The 19,010-nt window shown below is 63.4% G+C and carries 17 protein-coding genes; 12 read left to right on the top strand and 5 right to left on the bottom strand.

The window, feature by feature from the left end:
• Positions 1–127: 127 nt before the first annotated feature.
• Positions 128–1,081 (bottom strand): LysR family transcriptional regulator, encoded by a 954-nt coding sequence (locus F7R19_RS07735; RefSeq protein WP_150979879.1) that lies wholly within the window; start codon positions 1,079–1,081, stop codon positions 128–130.
• An 835-nt stretch (positions 1,082–1,916) separates the two neighbouring features.
• Here F7R19_RS07735 and F7R19_RS07740 point away from each other — a divergent pair.
• From F7R19_RS07740 to F7R19_RS07755, 4 genes are all read left to right on the top strand, one after another.
• Positions 1,917–2,207, top strand: a complete 291-nt coding sequence (locus F7R19_RS07740; protein ID WP_223506048.1) for a transposase — start codon at positions 1,917–1,919, stop codon at positions 2,205–2,207.
• 73 nt (positions 2,208–2,280) lie between these two features.
• Positions 2,281–2,682: a hypothetical protein gene (locus F7R19_RS07745; RefSeq protein WP_223506050.1), complete on the top strand. Its 402-nt coding sequence runs from the start codon at positions 2,281–2,283 to the stop codon at positions 2,680–2,682.
• An 88-nt stretch (positions 2,683–2,770) separates the two neighbouring features.
• Positions 2,771–4,162: a DUF3300 domain-containing protein gene (locus F7R19_RS07750; protein WP_150979881.1), complete on the top strand. Its 1,392-nt coding sequence runs from the start codon at positions 2,771–2,773 to the stop codon at positions 4,160–4,162.
• Between the two features lie 2 nt (positions 4,163–4,164).
• Entirely contained in the window at positions 4,165–5,028 is an 864-nt protein-coding gene (locus F7R19_RS07755) for a DUF2950 family protein (protein ID WP_150979882.1), read from the top strand.
• A gap of 147 nt (positions 5,029–5,175) precedes the next feature.
• Here F7R19_RS07755 and F7R19_RS07760 read toward each other — a convergent pair whose 3' ends face one another.
• Positions 5,176–5,922 (bottom strand): Crp/Fnr family transcriptional regulator, encoded by a 747-nt coding sequence (locus tag F7R19_RS07760; protein WP_223506051.1) that lies wholly within the window; start codon positions 5,920–5,922, stop codon positions 5,176–5,178.
• Between the two features lie 272 nt (positions 5,923–6,194).
• Here F7R19_RS07760 and F7R19_RS07765 point away from each other — a divergent pair, with 272 nt between their 5' ends.
• A complete protein-coding gene (locus F7R19_RS07765; protein WP_061957124.1) occupies positions 6,195–7,274 on the top strand; it encodes an extracellular catalytic domain type 1 short-chain-length polyhydroxyalkanoate depolymerase in 1,080 nt (359 codons plus the stop codon).
• Between the two features lie 76 nt (positions 7,275–7,350).
• Here the strand turns inward: F7R19_RS07765 and F7R19_RS07770 are convergent, their stop codons facing one another.
• A complete protein-coding gene (locus F7R19_RS07770; protein ID WP_061957125.1) occupies positions 7,351–8,661 on the bottom strand; it encodes an MFS transporter in 1,311 nt (436 codons plus the stop codon).
• A gap of 314 nt (positions 8,662–8,975) precedes the next feature.
• Between F7R19_RS07770 and F7R19_RS07775 the strand changes: the two genes are divergently transcribed.
• Positions 8,976–12,959, top strand: coding sequence for a DUF748 domain-containing protein (locus tag F7R19_RS07775; protein ID WP_150979883.1), 3,984 nt, complete (start codon positions 8,976–8,978; stop codon positions 12,957–12,959).
• A 131-nt stretch (positions 12,960–13,090) separates the two neighbouring features.
• On the top strand, positions 13,091–13,276 hold the full coding sequence (locus F7R19_RS07780; protein WP_061957127.1) for a rubredoxin: 186 nt from the start codon (positions 13,091–13,093) through the stop codon (positions 13,274–13,276).
• A gap of 22 nt (positions 13,277–13,298) precedes the next feature.
• On the opposite strand, the gene F7R19_RS29690 is transcribed toward F7R19_RS07780, so the two are convergent.
• Positions 13,299–13,463: a hypothetical protein gene (locus F7R19_RS29690; RefSeq protein WP_170292568.1), complete on the bottom strand. Its 165-nt coding sequence runs from the start codon at positions 13,461–13,463 to the stop codon at positions 13,299–13,301.
• Between the two features lie 47 nt (positions 13,464–13,510).
• Positions 13,511–13,693, bottom strand: a complete 183-nt coding sequence (locus F7R19_RS07785; RefSeq protein ID WP_061957128.1) for a hypothetical protein — start codon at positions 13,691–13,693, stop codon at positions 13,511–13,513.
• 261 nt (positions 13,694–13,954) lie between these two features.
• On the opposite strand from F7R19_RS07785, the gene F7R19_RS07790 reads away from it, so the two are divergent.
• The 5 genes from F7R19_RS07790 (at position 13,955) to F7R19_RS07810 (ending at position 19,005) form a co-directional block, all read left to right on the top strand.
• Positions 13,955–14,458, top strand: a complete 504-nt coding sequence (locus tag F7R19_RS07790) for a hypothetical protein (protein WP_061957150.1) — start codon at positions 13,955–13,957, stop codon at positions 14,456–14,458.
• 259 nt (positions 14,459–14,717) lie between these two features.
• Positions 14,718–15,866, top strand: coding sequence for a cytochrome c oxidase subunit II (locus F7R19_RS07795; RefSeq protein ID WP_150979884.1), 1,149 nt, complete (start codon positions 14,718–14,720; stop codon positions 15,864–15,866).
• Between the two features lie 14 nt (positions 15,867–15,880).
• On the top strand, positions 15,881–17,632 hold the full coding sequence (ctaD, locus tag F7R19_RS07800; protein WP_150979885.1) for a cytochrome c oxidase subunit I: 1,752 nt from the start codon (positions 15,881–15,883) through the stop codon (positions 17,630–17,632).
• On the top strand, positions 17,629–18,294 hold the full coding sequence (locus tag F7R19_RS07805) for a cytochrome c oxidase subunit 3 (RefSeq protein WP_061957131.1): 666 nt from the start codon (positions 17,629–17,631) through the stop codon (positions 18,292–18,294). Before ctaD ends, F7R19_RS07805 begins: the two co-directional genes overlap by 4 nt.
• A gap of 15 nt (positions 18,295–18,309) precedes the next feature.
• Positions 18,310–19,005: a heme-copper oxidase subunit III family protein gene (locus F7R19_RS07810; RefSeq protein ID WP_061957132.1), complete on the top strand. Its 696-nt coding sequence runs from the start codon at positions 18,310–18,312 to the stop codon at positions 19,003–19,005.
• Positions 19,006–19,010: the final 5 nt, after the last annotated feature.

The following is a 19,010-nucleotide window of genomic DNA, read 5'->3' on the forward strand; positions in this document are numbered from 1 at the left end:
ACTAGGGCAGTAAGACGATTCGCAAAATGAAATGGGAAGTTGTGCGTTTGCGCAGACGAATGCATTGCGGCCCCGCGATGTCGCCATCGGCGGGGCCGCAAATGGAATGGCTGGATCTGGACGCGCGTCAGGCCACAGCCAGCGGGCGGGATGGCTGCTGCGCTTGGCGGCGGCCGTCGATGGCCTTGAGCGGGTCTCGGAGCACCGCGGCGCCAACTTCCATGATGTCGCGCAGGATGGCACGGTCAGGCGTGCACTGCGGCATCCAGAAATGCAGCGCCGCCCAGGCCGGAAAGCTCGCCGGCGGCGCCAGCAGGCGCGTTTTCCGGTCGCGCGTTACCAACGGCACGTTGAAGTCGAGTACCGGGCAGATGCCGCCTGCCGATTGCAGCAGGGTGATCTGCGTGTGCCACGACGGCACCACGGTTTCGCGATGGCCTGGCGTGGTGGCCTGTCGCGCGAGAAAGGCGCGCAGTGGACTGCCGCTTTCGCAATCCTCCTGCAGCAAGATCCAGTCCCTTTCCACATCGTCGCTCGAGCCCACGCGCGCCGCGCTGACCAGCCGGCGCGGCGTAGCCAGGATGCTGTGCGGCGTGACGCTGTCCGGCACGCTGGTGCCGTCGACCACGAAGGCGCAATCGAGCTTGCCGGTCTCCAGGCTCTCGCCAAGCGCCGCATCGGCGATCACGGGGCGCGTGATGAAACTGTCGTGCGGAAAACGTTCGCACAGCGCAGTCAGGATTTCTGTAATGACCGGGTCCCCGATCGATGACGAAAAGCCGATGGAGATACGCCGCCCGGTATTTTCCGACTGAACGTTGCTGTCGAGCGGTTGTACGAGATGATTCCACTTGGACAAGATCTGCCGCGCCGTCTGCTCCAGGCGCAGTGCGTGAGGCGTCGGCTCGAGCGTGCCGTTTCGCTTGACGAACAGCGGGTCGCCGGTTATCTCACGCAGCCGCGCGAGACTATAGGCAACAGTTGGAATGCGTCCCTGCGTGCAGGCGGCTACCGCGCTCAGATCACGGTATTCCATGAGCAGGACAAATACATGCAATAGCTTGGTGCTGACATGCCGCATACTGACTTCTCCCGATCTGATTCTTCCGATTGTTTTTTTTATGGTAAAGCTGGGCAAATAGATGGCTTGCCCGCCGCGCCACTGCATTGGGGGCGAAACAGGCAAGGCTCAAACTGATACAACAAGAAAACAGGGGAGGTCCTTCAACCCCAGGTAATACACCCATACCGCTTCACATGGGTATCACCACCACCGCCAAAGCTTCCAGACATTTGTGTCAGGAATTTTTAGTGGAACTACAGTGGCACCGCTTCCTCAGGCCCTGGGGTAATCCGGCAGCTCATATATTGGCGTCATCGTTGTAACGATGCGTAGCTGTCGACCGCCTGTCTGCAAGCGCTGGGATGCGCGTTTCGCAGGCGTTTGAAAATTAGTTGATGCGAGGAAATCTTAATACAACATTTTAGAAAGTACCAGTAATGGCGTTCGAATGCGTGAAATTCACCGCGCCGCAAGGCCTCTTGTCTTCACAACAAGACATGCCCGCAAACCGCATGGCAGAAGCGTTTCGCAGGCATTTCTTTTTTTCAGCTGCCGCGATGGCAGCGAGTGCTTGCCATACGAAATGGTTTAGATCACCTGTTCCACAGTGTCCAGCACGACGAATTTTTCCAATTTGGAATGACAAAATTTGACTCGCGCAACGTGGGCCAGGCACTCGTGGTTGTTCCGGTACCAAGATTGCTGATCTCTCCGATGCTTCGACTTCAATTTTCTTAACTCGCGTTGCAAAGACACTGACTTGCCTTTTGAACGAGCGCTACGCTAACTTACCCGCAGGATCGGCGGACCGTCTGGTCAGCCGCGCGGAGGCCCGCGGAGTGGAGGCATTCGGGTGAACAGACGCTATTCGGAGGATCAGATCCGCATGTACCTCGCAGAGGCTGCTAAAGGCGTCCCGGTACGCGAGCTTTGCGCACGTTATGGTTTCAGCGATGCATCATTTTACGGATGGCGGACGAAATATGGATCGCCACGGCTGAAGGAAGCGTCGGATGTGCGGCGCATGCGCCAGCTCGAGGAAGAAAACGTGCGGCTCAAGAGTATGCTTGCGGATGCGCTGCTGCAACTCGAGCTGCTGCGCAATCGTACCAGCCGGCGTGGCAGCGGCAGAGTGGACCGCTGAAATTGCTCGATCTCGGTCCGGCAATGTCGAGTTGATCGTTACTCGTTTGCTCCCGCCGACCGGCGTCTATCGCATGGCAATCAATGCATTGCCACAGGATTGTGGAGTTTTTGTGAAAAAGGTTTTCGCAGCCATGGCTGCAGTGGGATGCATCGGCTTGTTCGGGTTCAGTGTTCAGGCCGCGCCTCCAATCGATCCCGCATCGCCAATGACGGCGCCTGTTCCGCCGCGCATGCTTGATCCGGCCACCTCGACGGTGGAAGACGTCGAAGGTAATTTGAGTACGTCGCAAAGAGAGCACTGCCGTCAACTGCTCGATAAGCTCAACGCCATCCCATCGACGCCGCAATGGTCCAAAGGAAAGTCCTCCGTGCAGACCGCCGAAGGGCTCACCTACCCGACGCTCGAACGCGCACCCGATCGCAAGCGGCTGGAAGAGGCCTATCGCCAGGAATGTGCGCAGGAGCGCAAGTAAGCCGCGCGTCCGCGCATCTACACAGACGGGGCAGCATGCGCGGATACATCGAACGTAGCGGTCTCATCCGTCTTTACAAGGAGCGAACATGTTCCGCGCAAGAGGATTCCTTGCCTGGCTGCTCGGGCTGACGTTGCTGGCCGGCACGGGCAATGCGATGGCCCAGGCTAAGCTCGATCCGCCGCATCTGGACCAGCTGTTGGCGCCGGTGGCGCTTTATCCCGACGCACTGTTGTCGCAGGTGTTGATGGCATCGACCTACCCGGCTGATGTGGCAGCCGCCGCGCAATGGTCGAAGTCGAATCCCACTTTGTCGGGTGACGCAGCGACCAAGGCCGTTGCAGGCGAGCGGTGGGATCCAAGCGTGCAGTCGCTGGTCGCGTTTCCGTCGGTCATGGACGTGCTCGGACGTCAGCCTCAGTGGGTCCAGTCGGTCGGCGACGCATTCCTTGCGCAGCCCGATGACGTGATGGATTCCGTGCAGCGTCTGCGCGTACAAGCGCAGAAGGCCGGCAGCCTGAAGACGACGGAACAACAGAAGGTTGTGACGCAGCAGACTGGCGGCACGACGATCGTGCAGATCGAGCCGGCCAATCCGCAGGTGGTTTATGTGCCGACCTACAACCCGACCGTGGTCTATGGCGCGTGGCCCTATCCGGCTTATCCGCCGGCCTACTATCCGCCGCCGCCGGGATCCGTCTTTGCCGGGGCGCTGGTGGCCGGCGTCGGATTCGGGCTCGGTGTTGCCGCGGTCAATTCGCTTTGGGGCGGTTTCGACTGGGGCCATCACGACGTGAATATCAACGTCAATCGCTACAACAACATTAACGTGAACCAGCGGCTCGACGTGAACCGGGCCAACGTGAACTGGCAGCACAATCCGGCCAATCGCGGCAATGTGCCGTACAACAATGCGAACGTTGCCGGCCGTTACGACGCGCAGCGCCAGCAGGCGCTGGCGAACCGTCCCGGAGCGGGACAGGCCGGCGGTGGTCAGCGTCTTGGGCAGGCAGGCGGCGGTGTACAGAATCCGCGCGCGGGCCAACTCGGCGGCGCTGGCGGGACGCAGCGTCTAGGACAGGGCGGATCCGGCGAGCAAAGCCAGCGCGACGCGGCTCGCGAGCGTGCGGCGCAATCGTTCCAGGGGCGCACCGGACAATCGATTTCTGGCCATGGCGCGCCAAACGTCAATCGTCAGGCAGGCGGCCAGAATCCCCGGCCCGCAGATGCGAACCGGCAGCGGGCGGATCAGGCCGAAGCGCGTAATCGTGCGCGCGACAGCAATCGCAATAACGCCTTCCGGGATGCCGGAAATGGAGATCGTATGCGCCAGCAGGTTGATCGCGGCGCGGTCCGTGGCGATACCGGCCGCACGCCGCGCGCCATGCCGGCTGCCTCGGGCGGTGGCTTCCACGGCGGCGGCGGGCCAGCCTTGGGCGGAGGCGCCGGTGGCGGTCATTTTGGTCATGGTCGGAGGTAGCAATGATGCGTAATCGGAAATCGGTAGTATCCGCATTCATGCTGCGTCTGCTACGCGCGCTGTGTGCGGCGGCGCTGCTCGGCGCAGTGGCGCCGGCTTTGGCCCAGCAGGTCTATCCCACGCCTGAAGCGGCGATGGACGCGCTGGGCGACGGCGTCGCCCGCAGCGATCCGGCGGCGTTGACGCGCGTGCTTGGCGCGCAATACCCGAAGCTGCTGCCGCCCCATCTCGACCAGCAGGACGTCTACGACTTTCTCGGCGCCTGGGCGAGCCACCATGCCATCCGCAAGGAAGGCGACGACATCGCCAGCGTCGAAGTCGGTGACAGCGGCTGGACATTTCCAGTGCCAATCGTCAAGCGCAAGTCGGGATGGCAGTTCGACCTCCCCGCTGGCGAGCGCGAAGTGCGCGTGCGCACGATTGGCCGCAATGAAATCGTCGCCATGGACACCCTGCAGCAACTCGCCGATGCCCAGCAGCAATACGCGAAGCAGGTGGGGCGGGGCGCCTACGCGGGCAAGCTGGTCAGCAACCCGGGGAAAACCGACGGTCTGTACTGGCCCTCGGCGTCGGCCGACAACGATAGTCCGCTGGGCCCCGATGCATTGTCGATGGGGCCGGAAACGCCCGCGGACGAGGCGTTCTTCGGATATCGCTTTCGCGTGATCGCGCCGCCAAAGGGCAGCGACGCAAAGTTCGCGTTCGTTGCATGGCCGGCGCGATATGGGCAAAGCGGTGTCCATTCATTCCTGCTCGATAGTGAGCAGCGTTTCTACGAACGCGATCTTGGCAAAGACACCGCGCGCCGCGCGGCCGCGATCCGCACGTTCTCGCCCGAAGGCTGGCAGCGCGTCGGCGAGCGCTAGAACGCGCTTGCCGGAAGCCGGTGCGCCCGTGTCAGCGAGGCGCGCCGGGCGCATCCGTGCCGCCTGCTGGCCTTCGCGCCAGCGCGCTGAGCGTGGCGCCGATGGGGGCCCGCGGCGCGCATGAGCGGTATACGCAAGACGGTCGGCTCAGTCGACGCCAGGGTTCCGCAATGTGACGCGCTCGGGATCGGCGTGCACGGCGGCCAGGCCAGCCTCGTCGACGATGCGCAGCAAGCGGTGCCGGACCGTAATCAACCCGGCCGAGCGGAATCGCGAGAGCAGTCGCGACACCGTTTCCAATGTCAGGCCCAGATAGCTGGCGATGTCGTTGCGGGTCATGGTCAGGGTCAGCACGCTGTCCGCCATGCCTCGCCGCGCCTGCTCGCCAGCCAGATCGAGCAGCAGCATTGCCAGCCTTTGCGCCGCCTTCATCGAGCCGATGGCGATCAGCAGCTCGGACTGTCGCCGGGTTTGCCGCCGGAAGATGTCGAGGGCCGCGGCGCGCAGGTCGGCATGGGCGAACCCCGCTTGCACCGCTTCGACCGGTATCACGCAGCACTCGGTATCCTGCAAGGCGACGACGCTGATGCCGTACGCGGGGGCATCATGGGCTTCCAGCCCGGGCACATCGCCGGGCATAAAAAAGCGGCTGACCTGACGCCAGCCCAGTTGCGATTCGTACACACCTTTGAGGCCGCCCGTCCGGACCGGATACACCGCGAGTGCCGGCCGTCCCTGCTCGCATAGTATTTCTCCGGCCTGCAAGTGGACGCTGCCGGGCGAGATGCCAGTCGCCGATGTGATGCCTGCGCCGCCCATGAAGTTGCGACACACCTTCCGAAAGGGGCACAGGGCGCACGATACGATACCGGATTGAGGGCGATTGTCGGGCATTGCCGCGTAAGGTTGCCTTCGGATTTTTTGTGATCATCAGTATAAATCCCATCCAAATTCGTCTATCTTTCGCCGTTCTGCATTCTTTTGTCCGTGGGAAGTAAATTTCTTCGATCGCTGGGGGCGCGGGGCGGCGACCAAGGACAGAATTGTTTCCAATTCTCATGTTGTGTCTTGCAGACAATACGGCAGATCGATGCGGCCGACTGTGCTATGCTGCATCGCACAAATAACAGGAGGAGGCCCGTTCCAAGCTGAACAGGAGTCTTCATATGGCCAAAAGCCTATCTCCGGTCTGGGAGACGCAGTGGCGACCCATCAGTCGCGCTCCGATCCAGACCGTGAAACAAATCCGTAGCTGGCTGGGTCGTCCCGATAACGACTATCCGGCAGCGCGCCGCCTGCGGTATCCCGCGCCCGGCGAACCCGCCCCTGGAGACCTTCCCGGGGCCTGGCAATCGCACAAGCTGAAGCTGGCACCGCTGCCTGGCGAACTCGTGCCCCAGCTCTCGTATCGGCTCTATATCCCATCCGGGGCAAAAGGTGCGCTGCCCGTTGTGGTGATGCTGCACGGCTGTCAGCAAACGCCGGAGGACCTTGCGGCGGGCACGCGCATGAATGCGTTGGCCGAGCGCGAGGGGTTTATCGTCGCCTATCCGCAACAGCCGCTGCGGCGGTCGGTGCACCGCTGCTGGCAGTGGTTCGACCTTGGCGCCGGTGTGGGCGGCCGCGAGGCGCAGGCGGTGTCGATGCTGATCGACGAACTGGGCAATCGGCCTGACGTCCGGCGCGGCGAAATCTACCTGGCAGGTCTCTCGGCTGGCGCGGCCATGGCCGCGGTGGTGGCGCTGCGCTATCCGGAAAAGGTGGCGGCGGTCGGCATGCATTCGGGGGTCGTGATCGGCGCGGCCGATAACCCGCGCGGCGGCCTGAAGGCCATGCGCCATGGCTCGGCGATTGAACCTGCGCTGCTGCTCGAAGCGGCCGGCGTCAGCCCGGGCGGGCCCGAGATGCCGGCGATCGTAGTCCATGGCACGGCGGACGAGGCAGTCAATCCGCTTAACGGGCGCTTGCTGGCTCGCCAGTTTCTCGCGTACAACGGGCTAGCCGACAAGCTCGATCAACGGCTGGAAAGCGCCAACGATGACGATGGCCCTGGGCCCGACGACGGCGCTTGTCGCGACGTGCGCTTTGGCCGCTGGAATCGCGATCTGGTACGACTGGTGGAAGTAGCGGGCCTTGATCATGCGTGGAGCGGCGGCGACGCCAGCATCCAATATCACAGCGATCTCGGCCCCGATGCCAGCTGGCTGATGTGGCAGTTCTTCAGGCAGCACCGCCGGGCCGCGTAACGCGCAGGCGAGGGCTGGAAATCAAAAGGGGAAGGCAGCGAGCCTTCCCCTTTTCACATTTGCGCGGCGGCCGCGTTCAGGCGTGGCGCTTGCGCACGAACATCGCCGTAACAATGCCGATCGCGCAGACGCCCACCACGTAGTGCGCGGGCGCGAGCGAATCGTTCTTCAACATCAGCGAGACGATCACCGGAGTCAGGCCGCCGAAGATCGCGTAGGCGACGTTGTACGAGAAGGACAGGCCCGAGAATCGAACCTGCGCGGGGAACGCGTGAACCAGCACGTACGGCACCGCGCCGATGGTGCCGACAAAGAAGCCGGCCAGCGCGTACAGCGGCAGCAGCAGGTCCGGGCGCGCGCCGACCGTGGTGTAGAGCGCATAGGCGCTGGCGGCCAGCAATACGCCGCCGACGGACAGCGTCAGGCGCGCACCGATGCGGTCCGCCAGCACCCCGGCGACCACGCAGCCGATCGACAGGGTCAGCGTCGCGGCGCTGTTGGCCACCAGTGCTGTGCGGGCGTCAAATCCATAGATCGTCTGCAGATACGTCGGCGTGAGCAGGATGACCACCACGATGCCGGCCGACAGCATCCACGTCAGCAGCATCGAGATCAGTACGGCGCCACCGTGATCGCGCACCACAGTCTTGAGCGGCATTTCCGCGGCCAGCGCCTTGCGTTGCTGCAGTTCGGCAAAAACCGGCGTCTCATGCAGCCAGCGCCGCAGGTACATCGATCCGACGCCGAAAATGCCGCCGAGTACGAACGGCACGCGCCAACCATGCGACAGCAGTTCTTGCGGATCGAACACCGCGTTGATCCCGGTGGCAACCAGCGAGCCGAGCAGGATGCCGGCCGTGAGTCCAGCGGTCAGCGTGCCGCAGGCGTAGCCGATATGGCGCTTCGGCACATGTTCCGAGACGAATACCCACGCGCCGGGCACTTCACCGCCGACGGCCGCGCCCTGCAGGATTCGCAGCACCAGCAGCGCCATCGGTGCCAGCAGCCCCACGGTCGCATAGGTTGGCAGCAGGCCCATCAGCAGCGTCGGTACCGACATCAGCAGGATGGAAAGCGTGAACATCTTCTTGCGGCCAAGCAGGTCGCCGAAGTGCGCCATGATGATGCCGCCGAGCGGGCGCGCCAAATAGCCGGCAGCGAAAATGCCGAACGTCTGCAGCAGGCGCAGCCAGTCCGGCACCGACGCCGGGAAAAACAGCTGGCCGATAACCTTGGCGAAGAAAACGAAAATGATGAAGTCGTAGAACTCGAGCGCGCCGCCAAGCGCTGCAAGAGCCAACGTCTTGTAATCCTGGCCGGTCAACGGGCGGGCGGCTTGACCGCCTTGCGCGCCCGTTACCCCGGCAGTACTGCTGGAGGAGGACATGAAAAGACTCGCATGGACAAATTCTTCACATACGAAGCGCGCAACACGGGTGACGTGGAGGGAGACGGCCGAAAGGATGACGACACGAACTTGGCGAACCGGGGCCGGCGGGTAAGCAGGCGGGCACGACGGACGCTTCGCAAAGGCGTAAAGATACCAGATCGATCCCTGGCGCCCTGCCATTTCCAGCAAATCGAATACTAAATCGTCCTTTGCGCTGCCATAATCCGTCTCCATAATACAAATTCAAGTGAAATCCGGGGCACAAAGCGCACGGCTCGCATCGGGCGCGGGGTCAGACTTTCTGGGGTGACATGGCTTTCAAGGATTCGATCCAGGCTGCGACAGGGGCGGCCGTGGCAACGCCGCGCCGGCGCGTGGCCTTGCGTGTAGCGGGCGGCCTGGTGGCCGCCGTGGCGATTTTCGGGCTGGCCGGCTATTTTGGCGGGCCGCCGCTTATCAAATATCTGGTCGAGAAGAATGCCACCGAGGCGCTGGGCCGCAAGGTAACGCTGGGCGCGGCGCATGTCCGGCCTTTCGAACTGGCCGCCACGGCAACCGACCTGACGATATTCGAGGCGGACGGCAAGACGCCGATGGTGACGCTGGGAGAAATCGAGGCCAATACCTCGGCCGCGTCGATATGGCATCTGGCGCCGGTAGTCGATTTTCTCCATATCGACCGCCTGGCCGTGCATGTGGTGCGCGACGCCGCCGGTCGGATGAATTTCGCCGATATTCAGGAGCGCTTCGCTGCGCAGCCGCCCAAGCCGGCCGACAGCAAGCCCGCGCGTTTCTCGGTCAGCAATATCGCGGTGACCAACAGCAGCTTCGTTTATGACGACAAGCCGCGCGATACCGTGCAGCGTGTCGAGAACTTCACGCTGACGCTGCCGTTTCTGTCCAACTTGCCGCACGACGTCGAGGTGAACACCCGTCCGTCGCTGTTTGCCAAGATCAACGGGTCGCCGCTGGCGCTTGAAGGCACGTCGCAGCCGTTCGCCGAAACGCATGAGACCAATCTCAATGTCAATCTGGACGGCCTCGAGATCGCGAAATACATGGCGTTCGCGCCGCGCCTCAAGGACGCGCAGGTCACCGCGGGGCGGGTCGATACCCGCCTGAAGGTCGGTTTTCGGCAGGACAAGGACAAGCAGGACCTTTACGTGTCCGGCACGGTCACGCTGCGCGATGCCGATGTGCAGACGCATGCCGGCGCGCCGCTGATCAAGGCCGGCCGTCTGGCCGTGGATCTCGATCGCATCGAGCCGCTCGCGCATCGCGTGCATGTGAAGAGCGTGGAACTGGAAGGGCTCGGCCTGCAAGCGCTGCGCCGAGCCGACGGTACGCTGAATCTGGCCACCGCCTTTCTGCCCGAAGCGGCGAGGGCAACGCCGCCCGCCTCGAAAACGGCGGCGGTGCAGACGCCGCCCGCCGCATCAGTGCCATCGGCATCGGCATCGGCGCCGGCCGCGGCTGGCAACCAGACGCCGCCAGCGCGTCCAGAGGAGGCGCCGTGGGCCTATGCCGTCGACCGGATCGCACTCAAGGATGCGACGCTCGGGTTTGTCGACGAACTCGCGCCGTCCGGGCCTGGCAAGCTCGAAATCGGCCCGGTCAACGTGGATATCGCCGACCTGGCCAGCGCAGGCGACAAACCGGCGAAGCTCGACGCCAACATCACGATTGCCAACGGGCAGACCATCAAGCACACCGGCGAACTGGCCTTGAAGCCGGGCACGCTGAAGGGCACGCTGGAAACCGCCGGACTGCGCCCGCAAGGATTCTCGGCGTGGTGGCCGCGTGAGCTGCGCAGCCAGTTCGGTGACACCGGCGTCAACGCGGAACTGCACTATGCCATGGCATGGTCGCAGCCAGTCTTCCAGTTCACGCTCGACAAATCGCGCCTCGAATTGGCTCCCGTGTACGTGAGCACACGCGAGCCGGTTGCCATGCCGGCCACCGCCGCGCCGGCTGCACCCGACGACAGCGCCCGGGCCGCGCCAGTGCGCAAGGGTGCGCGTACCGTGCGTGCGGCGCGCGCCGTACGCGTGGCGGACAGCGAAGGCGCCAGCCTTCCGCTGATCAAGGCCAGCAAGCTCGTGCTCGACGGTATCCAGCTCGACCTTGCCAAACAGACATTCGAGGCGGGGCAGGTCGCGCTCGTGCAGCCGCAGATCTCGGCCACGCGCGACCATCGCGGACAGTTGCTGGAGACCGCGCAGATCTGGGCGGCAGAATCCGCTTCGGACGCGGCCGCGCACAGAAATGCGCCGCCGCCCGCATCCCCGGCTGCGCAAGCCAGCGGCAAGCCGGCGCCTCCGGTGTGGAAAGTACGCTTAGGCAAGGTGGCGGTGGAGGGCGGTGCGGCACGTATCGCCGACTATGCGCCGGCCGACGCCAATCGCGGCCGTCCCGTCATTCATCAGTTCCGCAATATCGGACTGAACACGGGCACGATCACATGGCCGCTGTCGCCGGGCGCACTGCCGATGAAGCTGCATGCGGAAAGTGGCCGCAAGGGCGTGATGAATATCGATGGTCAGATCATGCCGACCGCCCCAGCCGCGCAATTGCAGCTTGATCTGCGCGACCTCGATATGGCGCCGCTGCAGCCGTATCTGGCTGATCGCTTCAATGCGGCGCTGCGCAGCGGCACCATGACGCTCAAGGGGCGCGCCAGCTATAACGCGCCGGCCGGCAAGCCGATTGCGGTGCAGTTCAACGGCAATGCGGTGGCTGGCAACGTGCGCACGGTGGACCGCATTACGGGCGAGGACTTCCTGCGCTGGCGCGCTCTGGCGGTCAGCGGCATCGACTTCAACATGAACGAAGCCAAGGGGCCGATGCAGGTCGGGATCAATCATGTCGCGCTGTCCGACTTCTATGCGCGTGTGATCCTGAACGCGAACGGCCGGCTGAACCTGCAGGACGTAATGGCAGGTGGTGCCGAAAAAGGCGAGGCCGCGCCATCCACGAGCCTGACGCAAGCCAACGCCGCGTCGGCGCCGCCAGCCAGCGCGCCCGTCGCAGAGGCGCCGGCGCAGCCGCCAGCACCGAGCGGTCCGCGCCCGCAGATCCGGCTCGGCGGCGTATCGATCAACAAGGGCAACATCAATTTTTCCGACTTTTTCGTCAAGCCCAACTACTCTGCCAATCTCACCGACATGAAAGGTTCGGTGTCGAAGGTGTCGTCGGGCGATCCCACACCGGCCGACCTTGTGCTCGATGGCCGGCTCGATGACGATGCGCCGGTCAGCATCAGCGGCAAGCTCAATCCACTGGGCGAGCAGCTCTACCTCGACATTGCCGCCAAGGCGGCCGGCGTGGAACTGACGCGGCTGACGCCTTACGCTGCGAAATATGCCGGCTATCCGATCACCAAGGGCAAGCTCACGGTGGACGTGGCGTACAAGATCGAGAACGGCAAGCTCGATGCGAAGAACCATCTGTACCTCGATCAACTGACGTTCGGCGAAAAGACCGATAGTCCCGATGCGGTCAAGCTGCCCGTGCTGCTGGCGGTGTCGCTGCTCAAGGATCGCAACGGTGTCATCGATATCAACCTGCCGGTTTCCGGGTCGCTGTCGGATCCCGAGTTCAGCATCGGCGGCGTGATCCTGCGCGTGATCGTCAATCTGCTCACCAAGGCCATCACGTCACCGTTTTCGCTGATTGCGTCGGCGTTTGGCGGCAGCGGTGAAGAACTGGGCTACATCGAGTTCGCGCCGGGTTCGTCCACGCTTACCGACGACGCGCACAAGAAGATCGAAACCGTCGGCAAAGCGCTGAACGACCGCCCATCGCTGCGGCTCGAGATCAGCGGGCGTATCGATCCTGCCACTGACGCGGACGGTGCGCGTCGCGTGTGGCTGGACCAGCGCGTTGCCGATGCCAAGCAGCGCGATCTGCGTCGCTCCGCGCAATCGGGCAGCCAGGCCGAGGAAGGCGAAGGCGGCGACCAGGGCGCGCGCGTGACGGTGACGAAGCAGGAGTATCCAAAGTATCTCGAGGCGGTCTACAAGCGCGAGTCGTTCAAGAAGCCGAAGAACTTTATCGGCCTGAACAAATCGTTGCCGCCGGCGGAGATGGAAAAGCTGCTGCTGGAAAACGCCCCCGTGACCGATGCCGAACTGCGTGCGCTGGCCGACCAGCGTGCGTTGGCGGTCAAGCAATCGCTCGAACGCGAGGGCAAGGTTGCAGACTCGAAGCTGTTCCTGACCGCGCCCAAGCTCACGGCAGAAGGGATCAAGGACAAAGGTGCTCCCAACCGCGTCGATTTCTCGATCCGGCAGTAGGCGGCATCGATCGGCATGATGTGGCGCACGGCGTTTGGACGGAAGGCTCGAACGCGGTCGCCGCTAAACGCCGCGCATAGTCGCGTATCATTCGCCCCGAACGGAATTTCGAAATCACTTGGGAGCGCGTGTTGGAGCAGGAAACGATTGCCTACAAGACCTGGGTTTGCCTGATTTGCGGCTGGGTCTACGACGAAGAACAGGGCCTGCCCGAAGAAGGCCTCGCACCGGGCACCCGTTGGGAAGACATTCCCGAAGACTGGCGCTGCCCGGAATGTGATGTCGGCAAGAGTGACTTCTCGATGATCGAGATCTGAAGCGCGCCGCGGCCGTAAGTCGTCAGGGCTGGCGGCGCGGCATTTGCCGGCAAATGCCGGCGCGCGCGCGACGGCGGGCGCAGCGCCGGTAGCGCATTCGATATGGATGACTGCAGCGCCATAGCGCCGAAGCCACGGTCAGCACCAGTAACGCCGCCATGAGGGCGGCGAGCAGTGTCAGCGACATCCGCGCCTCCTTCTCTCAAAAAGGCGCCTCGATTCCGCTTTGCCGCGCTATATCAGCAGCGGCAGCGCTTCCAATACCAGCACCCCGAGCAGCACGCCGATGATGGCGCCCGCGCAACGGCAACTGATACGCAGGGCCTTGGCGGCCACCGGAATCGCACCCATCGCCAAAAGGCCGACGAGTGCCATGGGGATCAGAAATACAAGATCGTGCGCCTGCAGATGCACCATGGCGGTCTCCTGTCTTGTTTCTTTATGTTTTCCAGTATAGGTCGTGTGTGCCGAATACAAGGCGGCAGGCATCAGGGTTGTCCCGCAGTGTTTGAAACGTGCGTGGGCAATGCTTGGCCTCATGTACCGTGCGAGCGACTTTCCGCGCGCTGGTCAGTATCGCCGCGTGCGCATGCGCTTTCTGCAGATCTCCACCTCGGCAGAGGCTGTCCTATGCTTTACCTGATGGCCATCGTTGGCCGCGCAAGGATGGAGGACACCATGGAACTTCACATGCATTCGCACCACTACGTGCGTCGCCGGCCCGACTGGTCCGCGGCGGCAGTGTCGGGACTTGCGGCAGGCGCATTGGTGGTCGTCGTGGAGATGTTCTGGGCGACCATGGTCGCGGGCGTACATCCGTGGGCCACCACGCGCATGATCGCGGCGATCGTGATGGGACGCGACGTGCTGCAGACATCGATGTTCAGCGTGAGCACCGTGGCGATGGCATTGATCATCCACTTTGTGCTCGGCACGATCCTCGGCGTGGTGCTCGGTGCCATCATGGCACCCTTCCAGCTCGATTCGAGCCCCGGCATGTCGCTGCTGGTCGGCGCGGTGTTCGGCCTCGTGATCTACGTGTTCAACTTCTACGTGATGACGTCCGCATTTCCCTGGTTCGTCGATGCGCGGGGCTGGCACACGTTGGCGGGCCATCTGATTTTCGGCATGGCTATTGCGCTGTGCTACTGGAAGCTCGAATCGCGCGATGTCATCCATTAGCGCGACTGCCCGGGTGGAGCCGTGAGACACACGCATCATATGGCGATGCAAGGCGGATGAGGCGCGGTCCTCCTCCGCCTTTCTTCTTGCTGCGTTGCGGTGGCGCGCCGCCGCGCGGATAGGTGCAGAACGCTGTGAGCGGTGCCTTACTGCATGCGCAGCATGTCGCCTTGCAGTGACCTGAGACGATGCACTAGTCTTATTCCACGTGCGTACGCGGGCGCTTTGCCGCCTGGCTCAGCGCACACGAGGAGGGGACATGGCGATTGCAATTGCGCTCGTCATCATCGTTGCCGCTTCGGTGCTCTTCCATTTCTTGAGCCCGTGGTGGGCCACGCCGCTGGCGTCCAACTGGAAGCAGATGGACGACACGCTCACCATTACCCTCGTCATTACCGGCGTCTTCTTCGTCGTCATCAACCTGTTCGTCGCGTATATCGTCTGGCGCTTTCGCCATCGCGAAGGACATCGCGCCGCCTATGAGCCGGAAAACGCCCGGCTGGAGCGCTGGCTGATCGGGCTAAGTACTGTCGGCATCATGGCGCTGCTTGCGCCCGGCCTGATCGTCTATGCCGACTATGTTCATCCGCCGCCCGGCGCCATGCAGATGGAAGTGGTCGGCCAGCAGTGGCAATGGGCCTTCCGTTTTCCCGGCAAGAGCGGCCAGCTCGGTACCACGGATGCACGCTTCGTCAACGCCAGCAATCCGCTTGGGTTGAATCCCGACGATCCGCGCGGGCAGGACAACGTCATCGTCGTCGGGCCGGAGGTGCACCTGCCGTTGAACCGGCCGGTCAAGGTGCTGCTGCGGTCCAAGGATGTGCTGCACGATTTCTACGTGCCGCCGATTCGCGCGCGCATGAACATGGTGCCTGGCATGGTCACGTCGTTCTGGTTCACGCCCACGCAGGCAGGCAAGTTCGACATCCTTTGCGCGCAGCTCTGCGGTGTCGGTCACTACAACATGCGCGGCTACGTGATCGTGGAGGAGCAGGCGGCTTTCGACAGCTGGCTGGCCAAGCAGCAGACCTTTGCGGTGGCCATGGCGAAGGCCGCCCAGCCGGCTGCCGCGGATGCATCGACAGGTGGCGACCTTGCCGCGCAGGGCCGCGCGCTGGCGCAAAGCAAGGGCTGCGCGGCATGTCATAGCGTTGACGGCGGCGCAAGCGTGGGACCCACGTGGAAAGGCCTGTTCGGCAGCACGCAGGCATTCACCGACGGCAGCAGCGCAACGGTAGACGACGCTTTCCTGAAGCGGGAGATCGAAGACCCGCAGGCACGCATCGTGAAGGGCTTCGGGCCGGTGATGCCCAAACTGCCTGTCACGGATGCGGAGGTGGCGGCACTGACCGCCTACATCCACTCGCTGGGCTCCGGCACTGCCGCAGCGCCACAGGGCGGGAAATAGGCAAGGAGGAAACGATGGCCTATGCCAACGATGCCCACGGCCCACAGGGTTTCTGGACGCGCTACGTCTGGAGCCAGGACCACAAGGTGATTGCGGTGCAGTACACGCTGGTTGCCATCGTGGTTGGGCTGGTGGGCGTGGCGCTGTCCAACCTGATGCGCATGCAGCTGGGCTTCCCGGGCAAGTTCGATTTCATCGACGCCAATCGCTACTACCAGTTCGTCACCATGCACGGCATGATCATGGTGATCTACCTGCTGACGGCACTGTTCCTCGGTGGTTTCGGCAATTACCTGATTCCGCTGATGGTCGGTGCGCGCGACATGGTGTTCCCGTTCCTGAACATGCTCAGCTTCTGGGTCTACTTCTTGTCGGTGCTGGTGCTGCTGGCCAGTTTCTTCGTGCCGGGCGGACCGACCGGCGCCGGCTGGACGCTTTATCCGCCGCAAGCGATTCTGCCCGGCACGCCCGGGCACGACTGGGGCATCATCCTGATGCTGGTGTCGCTGCTGATCTTCATCGTGGCGGCCACGATGGGCGGGCTGAACTATGTCACCACCGTGCTGCAGGCGCGCACCGAGGGCATGACGCTGCTGCGCATGCCGCTTTCGGTCTGGGGCATTTTCATGGCCACCATCCTTGCCCTGCTGGCGTTTCCGGCGCTGTTTGTCTCGGGCGTAATGATGTTGTTGGACAAGACGCTGGGCACCAGCTTTTTCATGCCTGCTATGGTGTCGATGGGGCAGCAACTCGGCTACAAGGGTGGCAGTCCGCTGTTGTTCCAGCACCTGTTCTGGTTCTTCGGCCACCCCGAGGTGTATATCGTTGCGCTGCCCGCATTCGGCATCGTGTCGGACCTGATCAGCGTGCATGCGCGCAAGAGCATCTTCGGCTATCGCACCATGGTCTGGGCGATTCTGGCGATCGGGCTGCTGTCGGTGGTGGTATGGGCGCACCACATGTTCGTCAGCGGCATGAATCCGTACTTCGGGTTCTTCTTCGCGACCACCACGCTGATCATTGCCGTGCCCACCGCCATCAAAGTCTACAACTGGGTGATCACGCTGTGGCGCGGCGACATTCATTTCTCGGTGCCGATGCTGTTTGCCATCGCCTTCGTCAGCACATTCGTGATCGGCGGCCTGACAGGGCTGTTCCTTGGCAATGTCAGCGTGGACATTCCGCTGTCGAACACCTATTTCGTCGTGGCGCACTTTCACATGGTGATGGGCGTCTCGCCGATCCTGGTGGTGTTTGGCGGCATCTACCACTGGTATCCGAAAGTCACGGGCCGCCTGCTCGACGATACGCTGGGCCGCGTGCATTTCTGGGTCACGTTCATCGGCACCTACGCGATCTTCTTCCCGATGCATTACCTCGGCATCCTTGGCATGCCACGGCGCTACTACGCCTGGGACAACTACAGCTTCATTCCCGAATCCGCGCACACCATGAACATGTATATCTCGATTGCCGCATTCGTGGTGGCGACCGCGCAATTGCTCTTTGTCTTCAATTTGTTCTGGAGCCTGCGGCACGGCAGGCATGCGGGATCGAATCCATGGCGGGCCGCGTCGCTCGAATGGCAGACGCCACAGACGCCGCCGGTGCATGGCAACTGGGGGCCTCGTCTGCCCGTCGTCTATCGCTGGGCTTATGCGTACAGCGTGCCGGGTGCGGCGGAAGACTTCATTGCGCAGAATGCGCCGCCCGAGGCCGGCGGTGCCGCGCCGGAACCGCATCCAAGTCGCGGAGCCGTGGCATGAAAGCCGACCCGGTTGCCGTCGACGCCGGCACGGGCGTATTTCGCGTCTCGCGTGAATCGCCGGGCGGCGGTTCGGGCGGCCACGCGATGCACGGCGGCGGACGGCGCGCGCCGGAAAGCGTCGGCCTCTGGGTGTTCATGGGCGTTGTCACCGCGCTGTTCACATTGTTCCTGGCGGCCTACGTCATGCGCATGGACAGCCCCGATTGGCAGCGCATTGCCTTGCCGTGGCAGGCCTGGCTGTCTACCGCGCTGCTGGCGCTGGCCAGCCTGGCCATGGCTATTGCATCCCGCGCGGCGCGTAGCGGCGGCATGGCGCGGGCGCGCGTGGCACTGCGTCTGGGCGGACTCGGGGCCGCCGCCTTTGTCGCCTGCCAACTGTGGGCATGGAGCGCGTTGTATGCCGCGCACGTGGTGCCCGCCAACAATCCCGCCGGCAGTTTCTTCTATCTCCTCACGGCGATGCATGGCCTGCACGTGATCGGCGGACTGGCGGCCTTCTGCATCGTTGCCGCCGACCGCGGCAGCGGTGCGCGCACGCTGGCCCGCATCGAACTCTGCGCGCGCTACTGGCATTTCCTGCTTGCCCTGTGGATGGTCCTGCTGGTTGCGCTCGGCTGGCTGACGCCGGAAATCGTCAACTACATCTGCGGCCGGGGCTGACGCAAGGGGGCATCGATGAGTTCGCAAATTCCTTCCTCCGTTGCATCGCACGACACGCTGCCGAGCGGAGTGCGAGGTCTGGTCGCCGACTGGTCCTCGGACCGCCACGCGTTCAAGGTGTCGTGGGGCAAGGCGATGATGTGGATCTTCCTGCTGTCGGACACTTTCATCTTCAGTTGCTTCCTGACGGGCTACATGACGGTGCGCATGGCGACCACCGTGCCGTGGCCGAATCCCAGCGAAGTGTTCGGGATGGAGATCGGCGGTCAGCCGGTGCCATTGCTGCTGATTGCCATCATGACCTTCACGCTGATCACCAGTAGCGGCACGATGGCGATGGCCGTCAACTGCGCCTACCGGCGCGACCGCATGGCATGCGCCAAGCTGATGTTCGTGACGGCGTGGCTCGGCGAAGTGTTCGTCTGCATGCAGGCGTTCGAATGGACCAAGCTGATCGTTGTGGAAGGCGTGCGACCATGGGGCAATCCGCTGGGCGCCGCGCAGTTTGGCTCGACGTTCTTCATGATCACGGGTTTTCACGGCTTTCACGTGACCTGTGGCGTGATCTACCTGCTGTTCATCGCCAGCAAGGTGCTGCGCGGACACTACGACCTCAGCGGCAACTACCAGCCCGTGGAGATCGCCGGGCTTTACTGGCACTTCGTGGATCTGGTCTGGGTGTTTATCTTTGCGCTGTTCTATCTTTGGTGAGGCCG

Origin of the sequence: Cupriavidus pauculus (assembly GCF_008801835.1) — a bacterium.
Taxonomy (GTDB): Bacteria; Pseudomonadota; Gammaproteobacteria; order Burkholderiales; family Burkholderiaceae; genus Cupriavidus; species Cupriavidus pauculus.